The 15,787-nt window shown below is 67.5% G+C and carries 12 protein-coding genes; 6 read left to right on the plus strand and 6 right to left on the minus strand.

Annotation, left to right across the window (positions count from 1 at the left end; translation table 11 throughout):
- Positions 1-276 precede the first annotated feature (276 nt).
- The 3 genes from AB0C82_RS32320 to AB0C82_RS32330 form a co-directional block, all read right to left on the minus strand.
- Positions 277-780 (minus strand): hypothetical protein, encoded by a 504-nt coding sequence (locus AB0C82_RS32320; protein ID WP_362849139.1) that lies wholly within the window; start codon positions 778-780, stop codon positions 277-279.
- Positions 781-1,194: 414 nt separating this feature from the next.
- A complete protein-coding gene (locus AB0C82_RS32325; RefSeq protein ID WP_362849140.1) occupies positions 1,195-2,067 on the minus strand; it encodes a hypothetical protein in 873 nt (290 codons plus the stop codon).
- A gap of 168 nt (positions 2,068-2,235) precedes the next feature.
- Positions 2,236-3,462, minus strand: coding sequence for an MFS transporter (locus AB0C82_RS32330; protein WP_362849143.1), 1,227 nt, complete (start codon positions 3,460-3,462; stop codon positions 2,236-2,238).
- A gap of 55 nt (positions 3,463-3,517) precedes the next feature.
- Between AB0C82_RS32330 and AB0C82_RS32335 the strand changes: the two genes are divergently transcribed.
- Entirely contained in the window at positions 3,518-3,880 is a 363-nt protein-coding gene (locus tag AB0C82_RS32335; RefSeq protein ID WP_362849145.1) for a helix-turn-helix domain-containing protein, read from the plus strand.
- 360 nt (positions 3,881-4,240) lie between these two features.
- Complete coding sequence (locus tag AB0C82_RS32340) at positions 4,241-4,648, plus strand: hypothetical protein (protein ID WP_362849148.1); 408 nt, start codon at positions 4,241-4,243, stop codon at positions 4,646-4,648.
- A 592-nt stretch (positions 4,649-5,240) separates the two neighbouring features.
- Here the strand turns inward: AB0C82_RS32340 and AB0C82_RS32345 are convergent.
- On the minus strand, positions 5,241-5,735 hold the full coding sequence (locus AB0C82_RS32345) for a hypothetical protein (RefSeq protein ID WP_362849151.1): 495 nt from the start codon (positions 5,733-5,735) through the stop codon (positions 5,241-5,243).
- An 894-nt stretch (positions 5,736-6,629) separates the two neighbouring features.
- On the opposite strand from AB0C82_RS32345, the gene AB0C82_RS32350 reads away from it, so the two are divergent.
- The gene (locus AB0C82_RS32350) at positions 6,630-7,472 is read left to right on the plus strand and encodes a hypothetical protein (RefSeq protein ID WP_362849153.1); all 843 of its coding nucleotides are present in this window, start codon (positions 6,630-6,632) and stop codon (positions 7,470-7,472) included.
- Between the two features lie 539 nt (positions 7,473-8,011).
- Here AB0C82_RS32350 and AB0C82_RS32355 read toward each other — a convergent pair.
- Positions 8,012-8,554: a flavoprotein gene (locus AB0C82_RS32355; RefSeq protein ID WP_362849156.1), complete on the minus strand. Its 543-nt coding sequence runs from the start codon at positions 8,552-8,554 to the stop codon at positions 8,012-8,014.
- 671 nt (positions 8,555-9,225) lie between these two features.
- On the opposite strand from AB0C82_RS32355, the gene AB0C82_RS32360 reads away from it, so the two are divergent.
- The 3 genes from AB0C82_RS32360 (at position 9,226) to AB0C82_RS32370 (ending at position 14,026) form a co-directional block, all read left to right on the plus strand.
- Complete coding sequence (locus AB0C82_RS32360; protein ID WP_362849159.1) at positions 9,226-10,773, plus strand: DUF4331 domain-containing protein; 1,548 nt, start codon at positions 9,226-9,228, stop codon at positions 10,771-10,773.
- Between the two features lie 263 nt (positions 10,774-11,036).
- Positions 11,037-12,347 (plus strand): tetratricopeptide repeat protein, encoded by a 1,311-nt coding sequence (locus AB0C82_RS32365; RefSeq protein WP_362849161.1) that lies wholly within the window; start codon positions 11,037-11,039, stop codon positions 12,345-12,347.
- Positions 12,344-14,026 carry a nickel transporter gene (locus tag AB0C82_RS32370; RefSeq protein WP_362849164.1) on the plus strand — a complete coding sequence of 561 codons (1,683 nt, stop codon included), beginning with the start codon at positions 12,344-12,346 and terminating at the stop codon, positions 14,024-14,026. The genes AB0C82_RS32365 and AB0C82_RS32370 overlap by 4 nt, the downstream gene beginning before the upstream one ends.
- A 299-nt stretch (positions 14,027-14,325) precedes the next feature.
- Here the strand turns inward: AB0C82_RS32370 and AB0C82_RS32375 are convergent, their stop codons facing one another.
- Positions 14,326-15,684, minus strand: coding sequence for a S1 family peptidase (locus tag AB0C82_RS32375; RefSeq protein WP_362849167.1), 1,359 nt, complete (start codon positions 15,682-15,684; stop codon positions 14,326-14,328).
- Between the last annotated feature and the right edge of the window lie 103 nt (positions 15,685-15,787).

The raw sequence follows: 15,787 nt of genomic DNA on the forward strand, positions 1-15,787 counted from the left end.
CTACGCACTGGGACAACCTATCCAGACGGCGACCAGTGGGCCCAGGGCCCGCGAAAGGCTCCCTGCCGAACGTGGCTCCGAACTCGGCGCGTTCGGCACAGGAGGAGGGGGCCGGAGTCGCGTCGGGACTGCAACGGCGCGTTATGTGTGCTCGCTGTTCCGGAGCGAAGGAAAGCTCGACGCCGACGCCGGCTGAACCTGCGCAGCCTCGGGTTCCGGCGGCGAACCGCACCGGCTGCGTGGTACGGCAGCCACGTCATCGGACGGATGGGCGGGTCAGCTCTGGTCGGCAGCCTGTCGGCTCATCTGCTCAAGGAATTCCTGGATGGATACGGCGGCGACCTCGAATTCGTCGAACCAGGAAGCCGTGGCCGACCTCCAGACTCGTCCGCTGCCTCCCACTGCGAACAGATGACCACCACCATCACTGGCGAACACGATGCCGGGTGACTCGTCATCGAGCGGGACAGAGCCGTATTCGCGGAAGTGCTTGGCAACCATCGAGGGTGAGTGGATGAAGCATCCCTGCTCGATATCAGGCAAAGAGACCTCGGAAATCACCCAGTAAAGCGTCGTCAGGTCGGAGGCGATCGGCGTCAGGTCCACGAGTGCGTCTGTCGCTTCGTGGCTCTCATCTGTCGCGAGGACGACGGCGTTCTCACCAGGTGGGAAACCATGGTTCTTCAGAAACGACGACATCAAGGCTCCGAGCACCGCGGAGGTCTGCTCGCACCAGCTCCGCACCCACTCCGAGTCGAGCCGCTCACCAGACACGTTCATCCTCCTCGGCACATCTGAGGCCCGGCATCCGCGAGCCTCGAAGAACATACCGAAAGGGACGTCGCGGGCACGTCCGCGACGTATTACCGCAGCTCAGAGCCCATACGGTCAGCTCGACGGGCGACAGCTTCGCAGACAGCTCGAAACCTGTGCCGACACGTCCTCATAACGGTCTGCTCCTCGCGCTCGGGACCGTCGAGGCCCGCGGGCATGGCAAGACCGTCGTCGGCAGCATGGTCAGCCGATTCCAGGCAACTACCTGGCCACTCTCGGACCGGCAGCCGCTCTGCCGCTCTGCCGCTACAAGCGGTCCTCGAACTGACCATGCAGAACATGGTCTGAGAACGTCATCGCGCGATTGGCCTCGCCACCGGGCAGCCGAGCGCGCTCTGGCTGGCCTCGTAGAGATCGCATCTACTTTTCGCCCTGTTGTTCAAGGCGCTGCACGACACGGGTGGCGTGCGCAGCACTCCTGCGCGCCTCCCGCAGAGCACGTTCGGCTTCTTGCACCGCTGAACGAGCCTCCGCCGTGGCTGCCCCCGATTCGGCGTGGGCGTGACGGGCTGCCTGGAGCTCGCGCTCCAGGCGGTGAATCCGCTCGGCCGCTTTCTCTGCCTTCCGTTCGACAGTTTCCTGCGCAGCGCGGGCCTCCCCGAGCCTCCGCTCGAGTCGGCCGACCTCAGCGTCGGCCTCCACCGCAGTTGCACGCGCCTGCTCGAGGTCCTCTCGCCGAGCCGCTGCGCGTTCTGGCTTCTTCTTCGGTGTGGGCTGTTCCGTCGGGGCCGGGCGGTCCGGCACCGCCCCCTCGGGGACAGCGGCGAATCCGGCCGTGGCCTCGGGCACCTTCACGAGCCGGCCCTTCGACCACTGCTCGGCGACCTCCGGGTGCGTGAGCACACCGTGGAGGATCTGCTCGATCTCGTGCAGCACCGTGTCACTCACCGGCTCCCCAGCCCCGCGGGCCAGTCCGGCAGCCGCCCGGGCAAGGGCGGTGATGAGCTGGTTCCGCTGATGGCTCGCCGCACGCAGCTGCTCGGCATCAAGCGTCCGGTGGGCCTCGCGGAGCGTCTCCCCCAACGCCAGGAACTGCTCCGCCTCCTGCTGCCGCTCGCGGACCAGAAGGTTGGCAGCCCACGCTGCGGCTACCGGCCGACGCAGCGCGGCGACAGCCTTCGCCGCGGCCCTGTCCTTCGCCTTCCGGGCCTCGGCAACGTACGCATCGCGCGCCGGAACGAACTCAGCCGGCTTCAACCTGTACAGCCTCTCGGCAACTCCCTCGACGTCCACGCCACCCACTCTGCGCCGCCCGTACACGGCAGCCACGGTCGCGCCCGTCGCGCCTCCACCGGATGCCCGGCCCGGTCACCCACCCAGCCGGTCCTTCAGGGCTGTCCTGCCCACGCAGTGCCGGCAACCCCCATGACCGCCAACCGTCGCACCTATGCGGTCACGGCATCAGCCACCTCCGACGCGGCTCCGAGCCGCCGGCACCACTGTGCCGATCGCGGTGGCGATCGTGGCTCCGAGGACGCTGACGCCGATCAGGGTCAGCCAGATGGCGGCCGGCCCGATGGAGAGCAACCCGGAGAGTGCGGCGGGAGCGACCGCGCCTGCGACAGTGACGGCGAGCTGGTTGAGGGCCAAGTACCGGCCTCGAAGAGCGTCTGGGGCGCTCTCCGCGGCGACAGTCGACGTGATGGGGCCGCCGAGGATTTCACCGAAGGTATAGCTGCCCGCGCCGAGCAGCACGACGCCGACCGCGAGGGCGAGCGTGGTGACGCGGTCGGCGACGAGGAACAGGAGGTAGCCGGCCGCGAAGCAGGCGTGTCCGGCGACGAGGACACGGCTGCGGATCCGCCCGCTGAGCCACCCGACGACGATGCCTTGGCCGAAGCCGACCATCAGGGCGTTGAGTGTGAAGACCGCGCCGGCAGTCCAGCCAGGCAGTCCCAGCACATCCACGGCGTAGACCGGTATGGCGATGTTGAGCGCGAACAAGGACATCGCGAAGCACAGTTGATGCGCGACCAGTGACAGGTACCGCCGATCCCCGAGCACGCGCCCCCAGCCCCCAGCAGCATCCTTGCCCGCCTCGGGCCGGATATTCGGCACGGCACGCATCAGAACGAAGGCGGCGACATAGGACAAGGCGTTGACGACGACGATCGCGGTATAGACGCCGTGCGTACCGAAACTGATGGCGACGGCGCAGAGGAGGCCACCGAGTGCGTAGCCGAGGTTGCGCACCGACCCCAGAAGCCCGAACCAGCGCTCGCGTTGGCCAGGCGCGGCCAGCGCCGTGACGGTCACGCCGTAGCAGCTGAAGAACACCGCCCGCCCTGCACTGTTCAACCAGGCACACATGGCGATCTGCCAAGTCTGGCCCCCGACGAGATACCCGGCGAAGCCGAGCGCCTGGACCAGGTTTGCCGCCTGCAATACCGGCTTGGCGCCGTACCGGTCGACCAGTCCTCCGACGAGAGGACCCACCGGCAGCGCCAGCAGCCCGGCAGTCGTCAGCGCCGCGCCCACCTGAAGCAGCGTCAGCGGCGTCGTGGCCAGGAAATACAGCATCGAAACGGGGACGAAGACACCAGTGCCGATCGATTCGATGACGATCGCTGCGACGAAACGGCCGTGCCGGCCTATCGACGGGCGGACCGCGTAATCGGGAATAGTCACAACCCGGAAGGTATAGATTCTATACTGGTATCTACAACGCTACCGGGAGTCGTACATGGGTAACGCCTACAACGTCATGGCCGCGACCTGCCCCAGTCGCACCGTTCTGCACCGGATCGGGGCGCGCTGGACGGTGTTCGTCGTCAACGCGCTGGACAACAGGCCGAAGCGATTCACCGAGCTCAAGACGCACATCCGGGGGATCACACCGAAGGCGCTCACCGAGACGCTTCGCGCGATGGAGTACGACGGTCTGATCTCGCGCACGGAGATTCCCGCGAATCCCCCGCATGTCGAGTACGCCCTCACCGACCTCGGGCGGTCACTGCTGACACCGCTACGTGCTGTCCGGGAATGGGCCGAGAGCCACGTCCCCGACATTGAACGCGCCCGCGCACAATCGGATGCGCAACGGTAACTCCGTTCGCCGATGGGTGCGGTTGGCCGAACCTGACGGATCAGCCGCACTCGGAGCCACCTGCCCAGACCGTCGTATGCGTAGCTCTTGCCGGCGTGGCGTCGGCGCTTGTCGGACCAGCACAGCAGCCTGGACGGCCGAACGGTTGGCGGGTCGAAGACAGCGCCTAGGAGGTCGGGCGCGACCTCACCGATAGCCGGATCCGCGGAAGTGGCGTACACCGGCCAGGGGATGGAGAATTTGTATTGGTCCTGCACGTTCCGGTGCACCTCGCGCGCAGCGAGAGGATCTTGGGCGACCCAAAAACACCTGACCCTTCAACAAATCTCGCTGGGCGCGGTCGTAAAAACGGGAGGTGGCATGACGAATCCCCGTACCGTCCTGATGCAGGCAAGCCAAGGTCCCGTACCCGAGAATTGGCGAGTTTTTACCAAGAAGAGAGGGAAGATATCCGGCTTCCTGCGCGGGACCTCGGATGATCCGGATCCGCTGCTGGTCATCACCCCTGACGGGGTCATCGAGTACAAGGACGAACGCAAGCCGCTGACGATCGTCAATTTCCACGATCTAGCTGCAATAGCGCTGAAAGCTACCGCACGCACCACCTCGGACAGCATGATGGCGCATCTTGATGTATGGGTGGACCTCAAGTACCGCGACGGCGGGAAGGGAAAGTGGCGGTCCACATCCTTCTCGGGCGACCTACAGACGATTCAGGGGTTCATCGAAGCGTACGGTGCCCACAAGGCTCTTCAAGGGCGCTACTGACCCCGCGCCCGATAGACGCTGGTGGGCGCCCGTCGGGCCAAGATCTGGCAGGTGACGCATAAGGATCGTTTGACCGGTCACATCCGACCAAGGCTTCTCAACAGGGTCGTGTTACCAACTGCCCAAGCACTCCTGGTGCTCTGATTCCGAACGTCGTCACGCGGCAGTGTCTCTGAGGGCGTCCAGTGGGCCGCAAGACTGAATTGGCCGAAGAGATGATCGCAACCGCACCGGACACCAGGACCACCGCATCCTGAGCGACCGGCCGACGAAGCCTGCAGCAGGACCCGCGACTCTGCCTGCGCTCATGGCGATGGCCACCGGCTACATGATGGCCGTTGCCTCTTTCACCCGTTGCCTCTTTCACCCGTACCCGGACCGAGCACGGCGCCGCACTGGCATCCGTACGGACACCGACTCCGACCGTCTGCCCGCCAACGCCTGGCAGCAGCGCAGACCCCAACGGTGCACAGGACCCGCGGCTCTGTCTGCCGACCACGACTGGGATGGGTCGATATCGGCACCAGCAGCCATCGGCGCCTGCTCACACGACGCAACGGGACCGCAGACGGAACTCGAAACGGTGGATGAATCATCCCAACGTGACTGACCAGCTGTCGCTGACCCGAGCAGCCACTGAGAAGTGCGCTTCACAGTCCGGGCAGATCGCCTCGCCGAAGACGTAGGTCAACATGTTCGCCACTTGGTCCTGGCCGTCGGCAAGCGCCACGTCGTGGAGACGGCGACCGATGCCGGTCAGGCCGACGGGGTCGGCGGGGAGAAGGGGCTTCGTCTCCATGTCGTCGTCCGACAGTGCGTAATCACCGCTGGTCGAGAAGAACCCACGCTCGCCGAGGACGATGAACAGGCCCGCTGCACAGCCCGGGCAGGAGATCTCGTACTCCTCGTTCGTGAGCCCCCACGCCAAGTCTTCGCTCCAGCCGGCCACACCCTCGAAGCTCAGTACATCTTCCAGAAGGTAGACGTACTCGCTGCGGTCTGCAGCCACCCGAAGGTGCTCATCCAGCAGAGCTGGTATATCTTCCGCAGAGCCGTACGCATGGCTGAGCCGCGACCAATCCGTCATGCGGGAATCCAACCAGGTTGACTGAGACAGACAGTCAGCGCCGTCTCGCTCAACCTGATCCACCGCTGGTCCACTTCCGCCCTGGGATCGACCTGGCTCTCGCGCACGACCCCGTGTCCCGGCCTGACCGCGACCAGGATGCACGCAAAAAAAATGGCGCCAGCCCTTCGTTGATCGCGGCGATGAGGATGATGATGCCCGCGAAACGGACCCCGGCCTTGTCGAATCGGGGCCCGCCCGGTTCCGTTTCAGCCTGTTGATTCCGTACCCGACCGCATTACGGGCTTTGGAGTCCTCACGATCGAACCCCGCTAACCGGCCTCGTGCTCACAAAATGAAGCGCCATTCAACTTTGTCGGGGCTAAACGAAGCATGGACCGCAGCTATAAAGCACGGCCCAGGGCCAGTGGAGGGATGAGCAAGATCCTCCGGGTGCGGCTTCCAATTAGACGGTGTGAGCGGCATTACTCTCCGAGGCAACCAAGGAGGGTGCATGCAGGACAAGTTCTGGCGCGTTACACGTGTCGGCGTGCTCACTGCCCTGTGCATGACCACTGTCGTCGCCTGTGACGATTCCGATCCCACCGAGCCGACCTCGACGTTCTCCACCACCAAGTCATCCCCCGGTAACCCCACGGACCCCACGGACCCGCCCGACCCATCGGAGCCGGCGGACACAGCGGCACCCGCTGAAAGCCGCACCGCCGATCCCACGAAGGGTTCGGGTAAGTCGGTACCCCCTCCGCCGCCTCCTCCGACGGCCCCAAACAAGAAGCGCACTCCAGTAGTTCCTGTTCCTACCCTGTCGCCCGATCGGCCACCTCCGCCCTCGCCCCCGCCTCCGCCTCCGCCCCCGCCAGCGACGTGAGCGAGGCTGCGCCGGCGCGGAACAGGGTGTCGCTCGACAAGGAACCGGGCGGAAGCCTTTCCAGTCCGATAGCGCTTCTCAAAGTCGTGGTCGCGCAGGCTTCCTTTATTGCTGCGCTCATGTTCTACCTAGGGGCGCTCTACACCAGCAGCTTCTACAGCTATTTCCACGTTTCCCCATTTTCACTGGGCTTCGGTTTTGCGGAGTTCGTGCTCCAGAGCCTGCACCTGCTGAAGCTTCCGGTCCTGGTAGCCGCAATCGTCATCCTGGTCGTGAGCGGCATTCCTCGGCTGCCGACCCGCTTGCCGCTTCCGGACCGGGTTGCCCGGAGGATCTACGCGTCGGTCACAGCGCTTTCACGTGGCAATCTGGCAGTCGTGGCGGCTGGACTGGTCATGCTGGTCATGTGGCCGCTGATCCAGCCGTACGGCTGGACGGCTCCACTCACCATCGCGGCCGGACTGCTGTTGGGGCAGTCCAAGAATGCCCGAGGCGGCCGCCCGCAGGGATTCAGGGGTAGAGCCTTGCCGCTCTTCGCCGCCGGCGTGTTCCTCTTCTGGGCAGTCACCTTGGCCGCCTGGGACCTTGGCCGACAGGACGCCAAGCTGCATGCCGACAACGTGCTCCACTGGACCAGCGTCGTGGTCCTCAGTACCGCACCTCTCAGCCTGCCCACCGGGTCGATCGTTGAGGAGAATCTGGGAGAGGGATACCGTCACCGCTACCGCTACACAGGATTGCGCCTCTTGATCGAACGCAAGGGACGCTATTACGTCGTGCCGGTGAAGTGGGACGCCAAGAAAGAGTCGATCTGGGTCATCCCCGAGAGCCATAACACCTGGATCGGACTCATGCCGGGCGCACAGTGACCTTCAGTTCCCTGGACAAGGCCACTGAGTGCTTGCTCGGAGCGACGCTTGGGGCGGCGGGTGGCCATCAGGAGGCCGACGCCGGTGGATCCCTTGTGGGCCAGGTTGGAAAGCTGTCACCTGCACCGTTAAACAAAGCCGTGAGTGCGTGGAGGGGGGCGGCGGTGACATCAGGAGTGAACCGGCTCAACCTCGGTGATCCGCAGCGGAGTTGCCGTCGGGCGCAGCCGCCGCAGCGACCACCTGAGGTCACCAGCCGCCCGGACAGCACGGCGAACTGACGGCAGCTGAGCAGACGAGGTCACCAGGACCAATACCGTTGAGGCGGCCCTAACTTCCAGTCCTCCTGTGCCCCTGAGAGATCCTTGCCTGCGTACTCACAGTGCAGATGAACGATGCGGCGGCTGACCGAGGCCCGCACCTCGACGAAGAGACGGCTGTGATCTCGACTGACACATGTGGTGCCGGAGTTCGGTGGGCCCGGAGTCCGGGACTCCGGGAATCTGGTTCTTACGGACTCTGAGCTGCTTTTGCGCGGGTCAGGCCGGGAGTGCGTCGATCGCTGCCTGCCATGGGTAAGTGTCCAAGTCGCCGTGCTTGGGCTTGTGCGGGGTGAATCCGCCTTCGCCGAGCAGCACGGTGACACCCGCCTCGCGCAGGAACTCGACGTGCTTCGAGACTGCAGGGTGGGCGGCCTGGGCGTCGTTGAAGTGGGGCAGCGCGACGATGGGTACGAGCGCGATGCCTTCGGTGATCAGCCCGAGGGCGAGAGTGTCGGAGATGGCTGTCGCCCATTTGGCCAGGGTGTTGTTGGTGAGCGGAGCGACGAGCATGGCGTCCGGCGGCGGCAGCACGTCGGGCTGGCTGGGGAGCTTGTACTGGTGGCGGACCGGATGGCCGGTGAGTCGTTCCAGGGCGTCGATCTCGCCGTCGGCGTCCTCGGTGAGCCACCGGTGGGCAGAGGGCGTGAGGACCAGGCAGACATCCCATCCGGCCTGTTGGGCCGCCCGGATCGGTACGGACAGGCGTCGGGAGGGAGGCGCGGCGCAGGCGATGACGTACAGAGTGCGGTTCTTGGTCATCGGGAGAGTCCACAGCGATCAGCGAGGCCGCACAAGAGCCTCTCGGCGCTCCCCGTGCCCAGCAGCCGCAGGTCCCTCGCCAGCGCTCGGCACACCACCTCCTCGGGCGCGAGCTGTCGGCCTCCGTCAGTGTGTCGACTGCCTTCTCGCGCATCCCGGCCTGCGTCTGGCCCAGCGCCCGGCCGGTGAGCAGGTGGGCGCGGCGCGCTCGTGGGCCAAGGCCTCCAGCGCGGCGCCGGGAATTTCCGCGGCGACCTTCACGCCGTCCGCGCCGACGGAGAGCCGGCGCCCGCCGGGAGCGCGACGGCTACGGAGCCGACGCTGTGACACCTGGTCCGGGCCCGCTTCGTCCAGGCGATCCGCATCGTCGAAGGTCTGATGCTCCGGAGGTGCCGATGGTCTCGGCCATGCGTCTGCGGCCGGAATTCCCCAGCGGCACCTCCACGCCACAGCCGCTCGCGCCCCTTCGGCGGCGGGATTCAGCCGATATCGGTGCTGTGTGTCGGTCCTCGTCCGACCCACCTGGCCCCCTCCCCCGGTGCTCGCTTCCCTCCTGCCGTCGGCCTGCAGCCGAACTCGTTCCGGTCAGGACCGAACAAGAGCGGTGCGGCGCACGTACTGGAGCTGCGAGCAGGCCGGAACGGACCGATGCCGGATGAAGGATGGACGAGATGACCGCAACGACAAGCAGCGGGCGGACTTGGCGGGGGCGCGGGAGCATTGCTCTGGTCGCCTGTGGTGCGCTGGCCGCCGGAGGACTTGCAGCTGCCGGCGTGGGCGTGCTGGAGGCGGACACGGCGACAGCCTCGAGCCACCGGGAGGCGCCCCTGATCTCCGGGCAGCCCCAGTTCGACAACACGGACGTGTACGCGTTCGTCAGCCCCGATCATCCCGACTCGACGACGCTGGTGGCGAACTGGCTGCCGTTCCAGGAGCCGGCCGGTGGCCCCAACTTCTACACGTTCGCCAACGACGCCCGATATGACATCCACGTCGACAGCGACGGCGACGCCCAGGATGACCTGCTCTACCGGTTCACCTTCAAGGACCACCGCAAGAACGAGAACACCTTCCTCTACAACACGGGCGCTGTGGAGAACCTGAAGGATCCGGACCTCAACTTCACTCAGACATACGACATAGAACTGCTGCGGTTGCAGCACGGGAAGACTGTCTCGCGCCACCCTCTGGCGAAGGGGCTGCCGGTCGCTCCGTCGAACGTCGGCAAGGCCTCGATGCCCAACTACCAGGCGCTGCGCGACCAGGCGGTGCAGAAGGTCGCCGGCGGGCTCAAGGCCTTCGCCGGTCAGGCCGATGATCCGTTCTTCCTCGACCTGCGGGTCTTCGACCTCCTGTACGGCGGTGATCTGTCGGAGGTCGGCAACGACACGTTGAAGGGCTACAACGTCAACACGATCGCCCTCCAGGTGCCGAACTCGTACATCCGGGAGTCCGCCGAGCAGCCGGTGGTCGGCATCTATGCGACGACGGAGCGCAAGAACGCCTACGGCGACTGGACGCGGGTGTCACGGCTCGGTATGCCGCTGGTCAACGAGGTCGTCAATCCGGTCAAGGACAAGGACAGGTTCAATGCCTCGTCGCCCGAGAACGACGGAGACTTCCTGAAGAACGTCACAGAACCCGAGCTGCCGAAACTCATCGAGGGGATCTACAAGATCAAGGCTCCGACCGAGCCGCGCGACGATCTCGTCTCGGTGTTCCTGACCGGGGTGAAGGACCTCAACCAGCCTCCGGGCGTCAAGGCATCGGAGATGCTGCGTCTCAACACCTCCATCAAACCGGTCGCGGAGCCGAAGCGGCTGGGTGTACTGGACGGCGACAACGCGGGCTTTCCCAACGGGCGGCGCCTGACGGACGACGTGCTGGACATCGCGCTTCAGGTCGTCGAGGGCGAGCTCGTCGGTTCGAAGAACGACCTGGGCGACGCCGTGGACGCCAACGACAAGAAATTCGGCGACAGCTTTCCGTACGTTGCCCTGCCCACCGCCGGTTCGGACGTCAAGACGGGCGACCTGGCCACGAAGGCGAACGTCACAGGACTGACGGGCGGAGTGTCCTCGATCACCGCATCGTGGGACGAGAACACGGTGATGCTCGTTTCCGCGGGATCTGGGGCCGCGACGGTGCTCCTGGTCGTCCTCGGCACGGCTTGGTTGCGTTCCCGCCGCCGTACCGAACCCCGGTCCTGGCTCGGCTGACCTCCAGCCGTCGGGCTGTCCCGTGCGGCGGCCCGACCTCTCCTGACGGCGGCCCACCGTCGCCGGCGCTTCCCCCCGCCGTCGGCATTTCCCCGCCGTCCGGCGCTTCCCCGCCGTCGTGCGTTTCCCCGGCGACGCTGCCGGACCACCCACCGAGAACGAGGAGGCCGAGGCCGATGCCCGTACGCAAGCCGCGGTTCGCACGATGGCAGCAGCTACGGCACCGGGGGGCGGGGCGTTGGCGCGTCTGTGCAGTCGTTGCTGTGGCTCTCGGGCTCACGGCCACGTCCGTGGCGTCCGGGGCCGGCGGTGATGCGGAACGTTCCGAGCGGGCCGGGCGAGCCCTCACGGCGGATGTGCCCATCGAGCAGCTGGGCGTCGGGGAGCTCGCGCAGGGCACCACCGCCTTGCAGCAGCACCTCAAGGCGCAGCCCCGGGACGCCACCGGGTGGGCGACGCTGGGCGCGGCGTACATCGAACAGGCGCGGACCAGCGGTGACCCGACCCGGTATCCCCAGGCCGAGACGGCGTTCGGGCGTTCACTGAAGCTGCGTGCCGCCGACGAGAACGACGCGGCACTCGCCGGGCAGGCGGCGCTGGCCGCCGCGCGCCACGACTTCGAGACGGCACTCGGCCTGGCGGACCGGGCGCTGAGGGTGAACCCGTACAACGAGCGGGCGCTGTCCAGCCGGGTCGATGCCCTGGTCGAACTAGGCCTCTACGACGAGGCGCTGGAAGCGGTGGAGCTCGCGGACCAGCGGCGTCCCGGCCTGCCCGTCTTCACGCGGTACGCGTACGTCCTGGAGCTGCGCGGCGACGTGAAGGGGGCACGCCGGGTGCTGCTGCGGGCGCTGGCCTCGGCCTTCAGTACCGCCGATGTGGCCTATGCCGCCACATCGCTCGGCCATCTCTCCTGGTCCCAGGGCCAGTTCAGTCAAGCGCTGGAACATTTCGCGACCGCTCTGCGCGCCGATCCGGAGCACCTGCCCGCGCTGGAAGGACGTGGTCGGGCCCATGCCGCGCTGGGCGAGCGAGAGCGTGCGGTGAGCGATCTCGAAGAGGTCGTCCGGCGTTACCCGCTGCCTGGGCAACTCGCCGCCCTCGCCGAACTGTACGAGGTCGGCGGACAGCGGCGACAGGCCGCGGAGCAGTACGCGCTCATCCGTACATGGATCCGCCTGGCCCACGCCAATGGTGTCGCCACCGATCTGGAGACCTCTCTCATCGAGGCCGACCATGGCAACGCCGCCGAGGCGCTGAAGTCGGCGCGCGCCGAATGGACCCGACGCGAGAGCGTGCATACGGCGGACGCTCTCGCCTGGGCGCTGCACGCGAACGGCAAGGACAGGGAGGCGCTGGCGTATGCGAGGAAGGCGACCGCCGGGTCGCCCGGCTATCGGAACGCCTCTTTCCTCTTTCACCGGGGCATGATCGAGCGCGCTCTCGACGACGACGGAGCCGCGCACCGTCATCTGCGCGCCGCGCTCGATCTGAATCCAGGCTTCTCACCCACGGGAGCCCGCGACGCCGCATCCGCTCTTTCGGCGCTGACCCGGCCCCGGGGTGACTCGTGATCCGCCGTACTGCCGCCTGCGCCCTCGCCACGCTGGCGACGGGCACCGTCCTGGCGCTGCTCCCCGCCCAGGCGGCGCAAGCACACCCCTTGGGAAACTTCACCGTGAACCAGTACGACGGTCTCGTCGTCGTTCCGGGAAAGCTCAGCGTGGACCATGTGGAGGACCTGGCTGAGATCCCGGCTTCGCAGGAACGGAAGCGTGTCGACGCCGACCGGGACAACCGGCTGGCGCCGGACGAGCTGTCGGCATGGGCCCGGACGCGGTGCGCGGCGGCCGCCGAGGGCGCTCGGCTGACTGTCGAGGGCGAAGGCGCGGGCGGAACAGGGCTCTCCGTCTCGGCGGGGAACGCGAAGGCGCAGGTACGTGCGGGGCAAGCGGGGTTGCAGACGCTGCGCGTGACCTGCGAGATGACGGCTCCGCTGCCGGGCAACGGACGGCTGCGACTCTCGTACCACCCGGCCGACGTAGCTACCGGCGTCGGGTGGCGGGAGATCACCGCACGGGGCGACCGGATGATGATCTCTGGGGCAGGTGTGCCCGACGCCTCCCGTTCTCGGCGGCTGACCGCGTATCCCGACGATCTGCTCTCCTCACCGCCCGACTCCCGGTCGGCCACCTTCACGGTCCGCCCCGGCGGGTCGTCGCCGCGGGCCGGGAGCGAGGACGAGGCGAACGGTTCCCCGGCGACGGGCGTGCTGCCGCGCGGGGCGGATCGTTGGACGCAGGCCCTGACCGGACTGATCGCCCGGCACGAGCTGACCGTGGGCTTCGCCGCGCTGGCGCTCGGAACCTCCCTGCTTCTGGGTGCCATGCACGCGCTGGCCCCGGGGCACGGCAAGACCATGATGGCCGCCGCCGCAGCAGCGGGCGGCCGCAGTTCCCTGCGCGACATGCTGGCACTCGGGGCTTCGGTCACTCTCACCCACACGCTGGGCGTCTTTGCCCTGGGTGCCCTGATCACCGCCGGCTCGGCGGCGGCGCCGACCGTGGTGTCCTGGCTGGGCATCGCGAGCGGCACCTTGGTCGCAGGCGCGGGGGCTCTGCTGTTGCGGAGGGGGTGGCGTCTGCGCCATCGCCCTCACGGCCACGATCATCACCAAAGCCCGGCATACGGGCATGAGCGTGCCCACGCACACGAGCACCGTGAGGACAACGGCACCCGGCACGACGAGGAGCGGGTTCCCGCTCTCACGACTGGGGGCCGGAACGAGCACGGCGACACGCCCCCGGCCCGCTCCCACACGCCGGCGAGCCCCGGCCACGCGCACAGCGGCAATCACGGCCATGCGCATGACCACAGCCATGACCACAGCCATTCCCACAGCCACCTGCCGCCCGCCCCCGGCCTGCGCGGCGTGATCCTCCTCGGCCTGGCCGGCGGGTTGGTCCCGAGTCCCTCCGCCGTCGTCGTACTCATCGGCGCGGCCGCTCTCGGCCAGGCATGGTTCGGCTTTCTGCTGGTTCTGTCGTACGGAGCCGGGCTGGCGCTCACGCTCGCGGGAGCCGGGTTCGTGGTGGTGCGTCTGCGGGAGACCACAGCGCGGCGGCTGGCGCAGCGGCCGCAAGGCCGGGTACTTGCACGTGCGCACCGGATGGCACCGCTCGTCACGGCCGCCGTCGTCCTGGCGCTCGGGTGCGGACTGGTGTTGAGAGGGCTGGCAACCACTCTGAGCTGAGAACGTACGGACGGGCCGGGCATGACATCGCGCAAAGGGCTGTGATCGCGCCGCCGGGCCGGGGGAAGCCACCGCGGGACCGAGGGGAATCCGCTGCCCGGGCCCGGGAGGACGCCGCCGCCGGACCGGGGAAATCCACCGCCGGCCTGGGAGGACGCTGCCGCCGCTCGTGAGGGCTCACGAGCGGCGGCGGACCATGCAGTGCCGGTCCTCTCCCCTGCCGCACAGGCAGTGACGGAAGGCAAGCGCTCGGCAAGTGCTCCATCCCGGACTGCCCACCATGGACTGCCTGCGAATGATCAGTTCCAGCTTCGGGAGTACTGGCGACGGTAGCTGTTTCGCCGCTGCGCCGATCGGATCGATCCGGTTGCCGCCAGCCCGAGAAGACTCACAGCGACGACCAGCAGTCCCGGAGTGAGGGTTCGGAGGCTGATGAACCCGATAGACGTCGAGAACCCGGACACACCTGGCGCGACGGCCTCTGCGGCAGACGGCGGTGAAACCGAGCCGGTGCCGCTTCCGACAGCGGCGGTGCCGGCGGTGCCGGCCGTGTCGGCGGTACCGACGGTGTCGTCGGTCAGTCTCACTCCGAGTGCTGCCATCGCGGTGGTTACCGGCTGGAAGTACGTGATCCCACCGACCGTGCAGTCGCCGTTGCCCCCGGACGTCACGCCGAGAGCAAGTCCCCCTGCGAACAACGGCCCCCCGCTGTCGCCGGGTTCGGCGCAGACCGTCGCCTCTATCAGGCCGGTCACCGTGCCCTCGGGGTAATTCACCGTCGCGTTCAATGCGGTCACCCGGCCGGCGCGCACCCCTGTGGTACTGCCGCTACGGAAGACCTGTTGGCCGACGACCGCGTCGGCGGCCGCCGTAATCCTCACCTCCTGGCCACCACCGACACTGACGACACTCCGTGCACCGGAAGCGTCACCGTTCCCGTACTCGACGAGCGAGAAGTCGCCGCCGGGAAAGCTGCCGACCGTTGTGGTGCCCAATTGCCGCGCGCCCGTTGCATCCTGGAACCAGGTGGTTCCAGTTGAACCGCAATGACCGGCCGTCAGGACGAAATTCCGTCGGCCGTCGGTCACATTGAACCCTGCGGAGCAGCGTCCGTTGCGGGCGAAGATCGGGTCCGCGCCGCTCAGTCTGGTGGAGAGGGATCCCGCGGTCCGTTGCATGTGCACGAAGCTGCCGATCTCCTCGGCGAGACCCGACATGCGTGACCAGTCCACGGCGGACACGGTGCTGTCGGCGCGTACGACGATCCGGTTGGACGAGTAGTCCACCGCCCACGCGGTGCCTGGCACCCGGGGGGCTCCGCTCAGGGCATCGGTGGCCGACCTGAGGCGGCGCATGCTGTGGCGGACCACCTTGGCGTGTGCCCCTGCCCGTCCGACCTCGGCCGCGGCGTCTGCATCGGTCACCGCGACAACCGGGCGGCCGTCGGAGCCGATCCAACTGCCCGCAGTACGCGATGTGCCGAGCCGCGAGACCAGACTCGCGCCGAGCTCGGGAGGCCGAACAGTGCCGCCTCCGCCGTCTGCCGGGGCAGAGGATTCGCTCGCCACGGCGCTGGTCATCATCAGCCCGCCGCAGAGCAGTCCACCGACGGCCGCCAGCCGCGCGATCCGTTGCAGGCTGCGTTGTGCGTGCCTCATCCGACGCCCCCTCGAAACCGTTCGGACACAGCGTCACCGACGCCCGGGACCTTGGGATTCAGCGCCCTCTTCTCCATACGTGCGGCAGTGTCGTCCTGTTCAT

Source organism: Streptomyces sp. NPDC048560, assembly GCF_040650955.1.
GTDB lineage: Bacteria > Actinomycetota > Actinomycetes > Streptomycetales > Streptomycetaceae > Streptomyces.

Coding starts and splice junctions, on each gene's coding strand:
- AB0C82_RS32320 (WP_362849139.1), bottom strand. CDS start 780: ATGAACGTGTCTGGTGAGCGGCTCGACTCGGAGTGGGTGCGGAGCTGG.
- AB0C82_RS32335 (WP_362849145.1), top strand. CDS start 3,518: ATGGGTAACGCCTACAACGTCATGGCCGCGACCTGCCCCAGTCGCACC.
- AB0C82_RS32340 (WP_362849148.1), top strand. CDS start 4,241: ATGACGAATCCCCGTACCGTCCTGATGCAGGCAAGCCAAGGTCCCGTA.
- AB0C82_RS32345 (WP_362849151.1), bottom strand. CDS start 5,735: ATGACGGATTGGTCGCGGCTCAGCCATGCGTACGGCTCTGCGGAAGAT.
- AB0C82_RS32355 (WP_362849156.1), bottom strand. CDS start 8,554: ATGACCAAGAACCGCACTCTGTACGTCATCGCCTGCGCCGCGCCTCCC.
- AB0C82_RS32360 (WP_362849159.1), top strand. CDS start 9,226: ATGACCGCAACGACAAGCAGCGGGCGGACTTGGCGGGGGCGCGGGAGC.
- AB0C82_RS32375 (WP_362849167.1), bottom strand. CDS start 15,684: ATGAGGCACGCACAACGCAGCCTGCAACGGATCGCGCGGCTGGCGGCC.